Origin of the sequence: Rhodococcus sp. EPR-134, assembly GCF_001647205.1 — a bacterium.
GTDB classification, from domain to species: Bacteria; Actinomycetota; Actinomycetes; order Mycobacteriales; family Mycobacteriaceae; genus Rhodococcus_F; species Rhodococcus_F qingshengii.
In genome coordinates this window covers 1-8782 of record NZ_LVCT01000485.1, presented here as the reverse complement: position 1 = coordinate 8782, position 8782 = coordinate 1, and the positions used below count along the sequence as shown (strand labels likewise).

The window sequence follows — 8782 nt, the reverse complement described above, 5'->3', positions numbered from 1 at the left end:
TGAACTCCCGCGCCGCGTGCGTCCGTCACGAACGATCCTTTCGCTGTGGCCTGATCGACCTGAGAATCGGACGCTAACACGGACCCAGCAGTCCGGCCATCCTTTCCATCAGATGGAAAGGAACCGAACGTGGACCTACAAAAGCCCAGATGAACAGACTTCCGATGTTGTCAAGATTTCCAATCTCCAGAAAACAAACGGGGGTAAAACGGACAGGCACCCAATAGCGTCATCGTCGTCAGTTCTGACGATTCAACGCCTGAAGGAGCCACATACATGTCCCGCTTCCGCCGACTGCCACGAGCTGCCGCTGCGCTCGCCATGATCCCGCTGGCCGGGTTGGCGGTGGCGTGTGGGTCTTCCGATTCCGACAGCGCCGCAGGCAATTCCAGCGCAGACTTCACGCTCAAGGTCTTCGATCCCGGAAACTCCGGTGCCATCGCCGTCGGCAAGCGTGACGGAACCTACGACGAGGCTCTGGCACCGCTGGGCGCAAAGATCGAATGGGTCAAGACCACACCGGGATTCAGCTCCAACCTCAAACTCTTCAACAGCGGTGAACTCGACATCCAAACCGGCGCATACAGTCCCGTCGTCGGCGCACTGTCCAAGGACGTGGGTGTCCGCATCTTCGCCACGTCCGACCCGTACAACAAGGACCAGGCCGGCATCATCGCCACACCGGAGTCCGGCATCAAGACCGTCGCAGATCTGGCCGGCAAACGCATTGCCGTCAACCCTGCAGGCAAGGGCGAGTACATCACGCTCAAGGCTCTGACACAGGCCGGAGTGCCGATCGATTCCGTCGAACGTGTTCCGCTGCAACAGGCTGACGCGGCGTCGGCGTTCTCCACCGGGCAGGTCGACGCGTGGGCATCGTTCCTGATTCCGTATCAGGAGGCCAAGGCCAAGGGCGCGGTCGAGATCGCAACCGAGGCGAGCATCGACTCCGTGGACAGCACCATCATCGCCGGCCGCACCGTAGTACTCGAAGCGCATCCCGAGGTGGTCCAGAAGTTCCTCGAGGTCACCCAGGAACTCACCGCGAAGCAGCAGGCCGACCCGGCAGCATTCGAGAACGTCTTCGAACAGACCGGTCCGCGCGCACTCTCCGGACAGCGACTCGACGACGCGATCACCCTGGGCGGCCAGATCACAAACTTCCGCTACCCGACTGCAGCCGACGCTACCGACCTCGAATCGATCTCCACGTTGTTCGCCGACAACAAGGTGATCCAGCAGCCGATCAAGGGCAGTGACGTGATCTTCGACCTCCAGGGTGCTGTGGCAGGTTCGGCAGCGGCAGCGCCCACCACCGAGGGGAAGTGACCCGATGGTGACGCTGACCCGGCCCGCACGAACTGCGTCGCCGTCAGTGGAGCATCCGCAACTCGAAACGCCCCGCTACCGCCGCAATCGCAGCAGGCCCAAGTGGGTCTCGATCCCACTCCGCTTCCTCGTGCCCGCGCTGCTGGTTGCCGGATGGTGGATCGGATCCGCTACCGGACTGATCCGCGAAGAGATCCTGGCCGGACCTCCGGCGGTGTGGACGGCATTCGCCGAGCTGTACCAGTCGGGTCAGTTGGTCGACTTCGGTCTCGCGTCGCTTCAACGTGCCGCACTCGGTGTTTCGGTCGGTGTGATCGTCGGATTGGTGCTCGGGGTTCTGTCCGGTCTCTCCTCGCTCGGCGAAGAACTGATCGACTCGACCATGCAGATCAACCGCGCGGTTCCGTTCCTCGCGCTCGTTCCGTTGTTCATCGCCTGGTTCGGTATCGACGAAACCTTCAAGGTAGTCCTGATCGCCGTCGCGACCGTCGCCCCCATGTACGCGTACACCTACCTGGGAGTGCGCGGAGTCGATCGCAAGATGGTGGAAGCGGCACAAGGTTTCGGCTTGACGGGTTGGCGACTGGTGTTCGGAGCGATTCTTCCGACCGCCCTCCCCGGTGTTCTGATGGGGCTTCGAATCTGCCTGTCGCTCAGCATCACCGGATTGATCGCCGCCGAGCAGGTCGGCACACGTGAGGGCATCGGATATCTGGTCACCCTGGCGCAGGAATACAACCGCACCGACTACATGGTTCTGTGCATCGTCATGTACGCGGCACTGGGACTCATCTTCGACGCAATCGTCAGACTGATCGAGCGGTACTCCATGCCGTGGCGGAGATTGTCGGTGGCGCGATGACGAATACAACCATCGGCTCGCTGCCATCCACCGAAGCACCTCTGCCGCCGTTGGCGGCCCGTGAGCGGACCGGCACCACCGCGGCCGAGCGACGTGCCGGATCACCGGTAGCGGTCTCGCTCACCGGAGTGCGTAAGTCGTTCGGTGACAAGACTGTTCTAGGTGGTATCGACCTCGAGATCACGCGCGGCGAGTTCGTCGTTCTCCTCGGCCCCAGCGGCACCGGCAAGACGACCCTGCTGCGAGTGCTCTCCGGTTTGGAAGCACCGGACAGCGGTGATGTGCTGGTCCCACGCGACCGCACGGTCGTCTACCAGGAACCGCGATTGATACCGTCGAAGCGAGTTCTGGCCAATGTCACAGTCGGACAGAAACGGTCACGTCAGGTGACCGACAATGCACGCAACGCACTCGCCGAGGTCAACCTCGCGGACAAGCACCGCGCCTGGCCGGCCACCCTCTCCGGCGGCGAGGCCCAACGCGTCGCATTGGCGCGCGCTCTCGTCCGTGAACCTGAACTGCTGCTACTCGACGAACCGTTCGCAGCCCTCGACGCTCTGACACGGCTCCAAATGCAAGACCTGGTAGGCGATCTGGTCGCCCGCCACCGTCCGGCAGTACTGCTCGTCACGCACGACGTCGACGAAGCCGTACGACTTGCCGACCGTGTGCTCATCCTCGACAAGGGCGGGTTTGCCGTGGATGTCGACATCGACCTGCCACGCCCCCGCGATCGGAACGATCCCGAATCTCTGCGCTACCGAGCGAGTTTCCTGAAGGAACTCGGCGTCGGTCGCACCTTCCCCGACGGACAGGACAGTCATGACATTGATCGCTGATTCCGCAATCGACACACTCTGGTACACCCGCTGCCCCGTTCCCACCGCCAGCGGCCTCGCCAACAGTCTCGGTTGGCTCGACCGGACGGCAAACGAATCCGGAGTGCGTTTCGGCGTACTGCAAGATGCCGGACCGGAATTGGCAGTGCGCCATTTCGATCACCACCTCTCCGGACTCATTCGCGAAGGCGGCAACGTCCCCGCACTGGCCGCGCGTGCCAGTGGTTCTCCGACGAGGCTCATCGGGCTCACCTGGATCGACGAGGCCCAGGCAATCCTGGTGCGCGGAGACTCCGACATCCGAGAAGCCGGTCTTCTGGCAGGCGCTCGGATCGGCATCCCGGCCTGGGCGGCAGATCAGGCCAGGAGCTTCCCCCGTGCCATGGCCCTGCACGGCTTCGCCTCCGCACTTCGACTCGGCGAGTTGAGTTTTGCCGACGTCACTCTCGTCGAGGTTGCGACGACGGCAGCCCCCGAGGTCCGCACCGCCTCGTCCACCCGCAACACGACGTGGGGCGTCGAATCCCTGCTACGCGGCGACGTCGACGCCATCTACGTCAAGGGTGCCCGCGCCCAGGAAGTTGCCCGCGAACATGGCCTCGCCGTTGCCGTCGATCTCGATTCCACTGCATCGCTACGTGATCGCGTCAACAACGGCACCCCACGACCGATCACAGTTCATGCCGACCTACTCGAACAACGCCCGGACATCGTCGTGGGTTTCCTCGCCGAGAGCCTGAGAGCGGCGGACTGGGCCGCAGCCAACATCGACGAGGTCCGAGCCGTTCTGCAGACCGAAACACAGTCGGGGCCCGAAGGTGTGGTGGCAGCGTACGGCGAGAACTTCCACACCGGACTGCATTTGAGCCTGTCTGACGAGCGTGTGGACCTGCTCGGCGTGCAGAAACAATTCCTGTATGCGCACGGCTTCCTTGCCGCCGACTTCGACCTGCAGTCCTGGGTGGCACACGAACCACTGGAACAGGCACGCAACCTCGTTGCGCAGAAGGGCACAGCAGAATGACGGACGTCTACTGGGAGCTACCGTCTCGCGGTGACGGACGCCGGGCGGTGGCCGCACTGAACAGTCGCGGCGGCTTCGGGCCGCAGCGACCGACTACCGTCGCGACCGATGTTCGTCCCGGAAACTTCGGGCCCTTCGACGAATTGGCACAGATCGTTCTCGCCGCCGAACTGTCGGGCGTCGACGGCGTTGTTGCACCGTACGATCCGAATGGCGAAGAGTCCTGGATCGTTGCAGCCGCCGCCCTACGTCAGACGCGTCATTCGCGAGTGGTCGTGGAGTTTCACCCCACTTTCGGCACCCCCGTCTACGCCGCCAAAATGTCGGCGACACTTCAGCGCCTGTCGGCAGGTCGTCTCGAATGGCGAGTGAAGGTCGATACTGACGCTGAAGATGCCATAGCTCGCGGTGATGCGGTTCGAGGAGCCGACCGCTACGCGCGCGCCGCGGAGTTCCTGACCGTCGCCCGCGGTGTGTGGAACGAGGAACAGATTCTCCCCGGCGGATTCGGCGGCACGGGTTACGACTTCGACGGCGAGTACTACGACGTACTCGGCGGCGGATTCCGAGGCATCTTGTCGGGACTCCGTTTTCCCCGAGTACATCTGACCGGGGACTCACCGGAAGCTCTGGAACTCTCGGCCCACCATGCCGATGTCCATCAGTTCACCCTTGCCGGCGACGAGTTGTCGACACGGATCACCACCCTCGACGACCGAGCATCCGAACTCGGCAGGACCGTCGAGAAGGTCCTGCGCATCCCGATCATCGCGAGGGAAACAGCGGACGAAGCCTGGGCTCGCGTCGAACGGCAACTGAGAGAAGCCGATTCCGCTGCACTCGAGATCGATCGGGGCGGCATCCTGTGGTCCGGATTCGACCGCATCGGCTACGAGCACAGTATCGGCCTCGTCGGAAGCTACGAGGAGGTGGCGCAGCGATTGTCGTCGTATCGCGATATCGGCGTGGACGGTTTCGTCTTGTCCGGTCGGCCACACATCGAAGAGCTGCACCGGGCGGGCGAGCATCTCCTGCACCTGGTCGATCCCGAGGGTCGGATTCGCAAGGAAGAGAAGGCCACCACAGAAGAGAAGGCCACCGCATGAGCATCGATTTCTATTGGCGGATCGGGATGGAAGGCGACCACGCGTCGCTGCGTACTCCGCGTCGCTACAACCGCGGCGATGCCGGTGGATACGGGCCGGGCAACATTGCTCCCGCGATCCGCGGCGGCGAATTGGACGGATACAGCTACATCGACCACATGGCAGCGGTGGCAAAGGCTTCCGAGTCCGCAGGGTTCCTCGGTGGACTTCTGCCGTCTTTCCCGATGACCGAGGATCCGTGGGCGACCGCAGCAGCGTTGGCCGCCGAGACCACCACCTACCGTTTCATGGTTGCGTTCCAACCGGGGTTCCTTCACCCGGTACAGGCAGCGCGGATGTCGGCCAGTCTGCAGCGAGCAACCGGCGGACGTCTGGTTTACAACATCATCAGTGGTGGAGGCGGAGCGCCTCAGCTGTGGTGGGGCGACAAAGTCGACCACGACGATCGCTACACCAGGACGTCCGAGTTCCTCGATGTCCTCAAGGGTGTGTGGGACGGCGAACCTTTCGACTTCGACGGTCGCTTCTTCCAAACCCACGGCGCCGCACTGCCAACCGGACTGGCCGGCCAACCGTTTCCCGAGGTGTACTTCTCCGGATCTTCGGCCGCAGCCGTCGCCGCCGCCGGACTGCACTCCGATTACTACCTTTCCTGGCTGGAGCCGTACGCCGATCTCAGAGCCAAGATCGACGGAGTGCGGGAGAACTCGGCCAAACTGGGACGCACGCCGAAATTCGCCGTACGCATCGACGTCGTAGCCCGGCACACCGAAGAAGCCGCGTGGGCCGAGATCGAGAAAGGCTGGGCCTTCGTCGACAAGGGGGCCGCCGACCGTGCAGCCCAGGGTGACTCGGTGGGCGCCGCCCGCATCAAAGGCTGGGTACCCGAACACATCACCGGCTACCGAGGTCTGGAAGTGCAACCCAACGTGTGGTGCGGCTTCAGCCTCATCCGCGGCGGACCGGCGTTCGGACTGGTCGGCAGTTACGAGCAGGTCGCCGAAAGACTCGACGAGCTGCGCGAACTGGGCGTCGACGCCTTCATCCTCGCCGGTAACCCGCATCTCGAAGAGGCATACCGCGTCGGCGAAGAAGTTCTTCCCCTCCTGCAGCGCACCCCGATCACACCTTCTGGACTGGAGACTCGATGACCACCACCGAAACTCGACTCGACACCGATACCGCAGCATTCGTCGAAGAGGCGCGTAAAGCAGCGGACAAGGCATTCGACGTCTTCCGCAAGACCGGAACGGTTGCAGCCAACGGGACCGTCAACTTCGTCGAACGAGTACCCGGCACGGAGATCGCGGTCGCCCTGAACGATCCGGGACCGTGGGCGAACGATCCGTCGGTGTCACCGGTTGTCGCCACCTTCGATGGAGAGGTGCTGTCCGGCAACGGATCTGCCGGATTTGTCACCGGCTACGCATCGGTCTTCCGTCAGCATCCGGAAATCACCAGCGTTGTCCACATCCACACACCGTGGCTCGGCGGTTGGGCACAGACACATCGGACGCTACCCATCCGCTATGCGGCTTCGCAGAGGCTGACGCTCTCCCGAGAGATCCCGCCGCACATCGATCGGTCCCGTTCTGCAGGCGATTTCATTCTCGAGCGTCTCGAACACGATCCCGATCTGGTGGCGATCTTCGAAGCCAACGGCGGGGTCAACGTCATCGGCCGCAGCGGGTTGCTCGACCTCGCGAAGTTCGTCGTCCTCCTCGAGGAGGGCGCCCAGTTCCAGGCGATCGCCGAATCCCTTGGCGGTTCGGTTGAATTCGATCCATCCAACCTTGCCGTGCAGTGGGGCCGTAGCGGACTCGCCGACGAGGCGCGTCGACGCGGCCTCATCTAGCCACCCCCATCACTGATTCAGAACAGGAAACCGTAGATCTCATGACCGTTCGCGTCGGATACTTCCCACACAACAATTCGCTGTTCGTTCTGCGTCACACCGGAATCCTCGAACGTCGTCTCCCGGACGTCGAGTGGGTGGACCTGCGTGAGCTTCCCGCCAAGCCTGCAGTCAACCCGGAGAACGCCTTGCCGACCCTGCACTCGGACTGGCTGTTCGAGGAGGGCGGATACGACGTGATCGGAACCGGATTCACGCCGCCCGTCACCGGATTGGCTCAGGGCCGCGATCTCGTCTACATCGGAATCTCCGGCCCACGTGTGGAGAACGGGCGCCTGGTAGTCAAGGCGGAGTCCGAGATCAACACGGTTGAGGACCTGCGCGGCAAGCGCGTCGGCATCGCGCACGGATCGTGGCAGACCACACTTTTGTTGTTCGCCTTGGATCAGGCGGGGCTGACCTGGTCCGACATCGTCCCCGTCGACACCGACGTACGCGGTGGTGGAGCGGACCTCGTCGACGGCACCATCGATGCCTGGGTTGGCGCGTACCCGGGGCTGACGGACATCGAAGCGAACCACGAACTGCGCACGCTGATCGCCACCGACGGACTCTTCAGCCACCCCTCACTGTGGTTCACCCGGCGCGATTTCGCGGATACCAACCCGGAGGCCCTCCAGGCGATCATCGAGGCCCTGCAGGAATCCGACGCCTGGATCGAAGCCAACCCCCGCGAAGCCGCCCAGGTCTTCGTCGACGACGTCGAGAAGCGTGGCGGGTCCGCGAGCCTCGATGCCTGGGAAGCTGCACTGCGCGGACGCCCTTTCGGTGTCAACCCTGTCACCGACGAGTTCCTGGACGAGCAGCAGCGCGCGGCCGATCTCCTGCTGAGCAACGGACTACTGCCGAAAGCGGTCACCGTCCGCGAAGCAGTCGTGCCGTGGATCAGCGAGTTCGTCGGTTCGGATCGTTCGTCGATCTGAGGACCCACTCCTGACAGATCCGCTTCACACGTGACAGATACCGAACGGTCTGCCATTGTGAAGGAATGCGGCGGCGCGTGGGTGAGAGTTGGTCCACGCGACCAGTCTCAGGGGTAACCCCTGGGTCGGCCAGAAGAATTGGATACTGCGTCCACCGGCGTTCGGCACGCTCCGCGTGCTTGCCGCCGCACCGGACAAAGGATTTGGTCACCCCGCCCCGTCGCATCCCGGAGTCGTATCATGCGTGACTTCGAGCTCGATCCCGAGTTGGCGCGTCGTCTGGCCGTTGCGGCCGCTGACGCTCCGTGGACCCTCAGCGGCCTCGAGGAGGCATTCGGAACCGTCTTCGGCGTTTCCCCGACGCTCCTGGCCGTGCGCGTTCTCGACCTCATGCCCGCTCCACCGTTCGAACCGCAGACTCTGTATCGATTGCTTCGCGAACTACCTCGCCTGCGGCCTGTTCCTCTCTCACTGGACACCAATGAAACCTCGGTGTGGCGGTTCGACGTTCCCCGCTACAACACCAGTGTGGACCTGGCTCGTTCACTGGATCTGACGATCTCCGAACTCGAGTGGTTCGCCGACCGAGGGGAATGGCTCCGCACGAAACCCCGACCGCTACGCCACTACCGGCCGATGCAGATCAGCAAGAAGGCCGGCGCTCGCCTCCTCGAGGTACCGAAACCCCGATTGCGCGAAATTCAGCGGAAGATCCTGCGCCGCATCCTCGACCTGGTGCCCCCGCACGACGCGGCACACGGATTTGTCCGTGGTCGAAGCCCTC

Annotated in this window: 8 protein-coding genes and 1 pseudogene; all 9 read left to right on the top strand. The window is 63.5% G+C overall.

Going from position 1 to position 8782, the window contains the following annotated elements:
* Positions 1-276: 276 nt before the first annotated feature.
* Positions 277-1329, top strand: a complete 1053-nt coding sequence (locus A2J01_RS22420; protein WP_064113624.1) for an NrtA/SsuA/CpmA family ABC transporter substrate-binding protein — start codon at positions 277-279, stop codon at positions 1327-1329.
* A 4-nt stretch (positions 1330-1333) separates the two neighbouring features.
* A complete protein-coding gene (locus A2J01_RS22415; RefSeq protein WP_003946011.1) occupies positions 1334-2191 on the top strand; it encodes an ABC transporter permease in 858 nt (285 codons plus the stop codon).
* A complete protein-coding gene (locus tag A2J01_RS22410; protein WP_030537943.1) occupies positions 2188-3030 on the top strand; it encodes an ABC transporter ATP-binding protein in 843 nt (280 codons plus the stop codon). The genes A2J01_RS22415 and A2J01_RS22410 overlap by 4 nt, the downstream gene beginning before the upstream one ends.
* On the top strand, positions 3014-4054 hold the full coding sequence (locus A2J01_RS22405) for an ABC transporter substrate-binding protein (RefSeq protein WP_007735503.1): 1041 nt from the start codon (positions 3014-3016) through the stop codon (positions 4052-4054). Before A2J01_RS22410 ends, A2J01_RS22405 begins: the two co-directional genes overlap by 17 nt.
* A complete protein-coding gene (locus A2J01_RS22400; RefSeq protein WP_064113623.1) occupies positions 4051-5160 on the top strand; it encodes an LLM class flavin-dependent oxidoreductase in 1110 nt (369 codons plus the stop codon). Before A2J01_RS22405 ends, A2J01_RS22400 begins: the two co-directional genes overlap by 4 nt.
* Positions 5157-6311 carry an LLM class flavin-dependent oxidoreductase gene (locus tag A2J01_RS22395; RefSeq protein ID WP_064113622.1) on the top strand — a complete coding sequence of 385 codons (1155 nt, stop codon included), beginning with the start codon at positions 5157-5159 and terminating at the stop codon, positions 6309-6311. The genes A2J01_RS22400 and A2J01_RS22395 overlap by 4 nt, the downstream gene beginning before the upstream one ends.
* On the top strand, positions 6308-7015 hold the full coding sequence (locus A2J01_RS22390) for a class II aldolase/adducin family protein (RefSeq protein WP_047271865.1): 708 nt from the start codon (positions 6308-6310) through the stop codon (positions 7013-7015). The genes A2J01_RS22395 and A2J01_RS22390 overlap by 4 nt, the downstream gene beginning before the upstream one ends.
* Before the next feature lie 41 nt (positions 7016-7056).
* Positions 7057-7998 (top strand): ABC transporter substrate-binding protein, encoded by a 942-nt coding sequence (locus A2J01_RS22385; protein ID WP_003946000.1) that lies wholly within the window; start codon positions 7057-7059, stop codon positions 7996-7998.
* A gap of 240 nt (positions 7999-8238) precedes the next feature.
* Positions 8239-8782 (top strand): annotated as a pseudogene (locus A2J01_RS22380) (RNA-directed DNA polymerase); the annotation flags it as partial.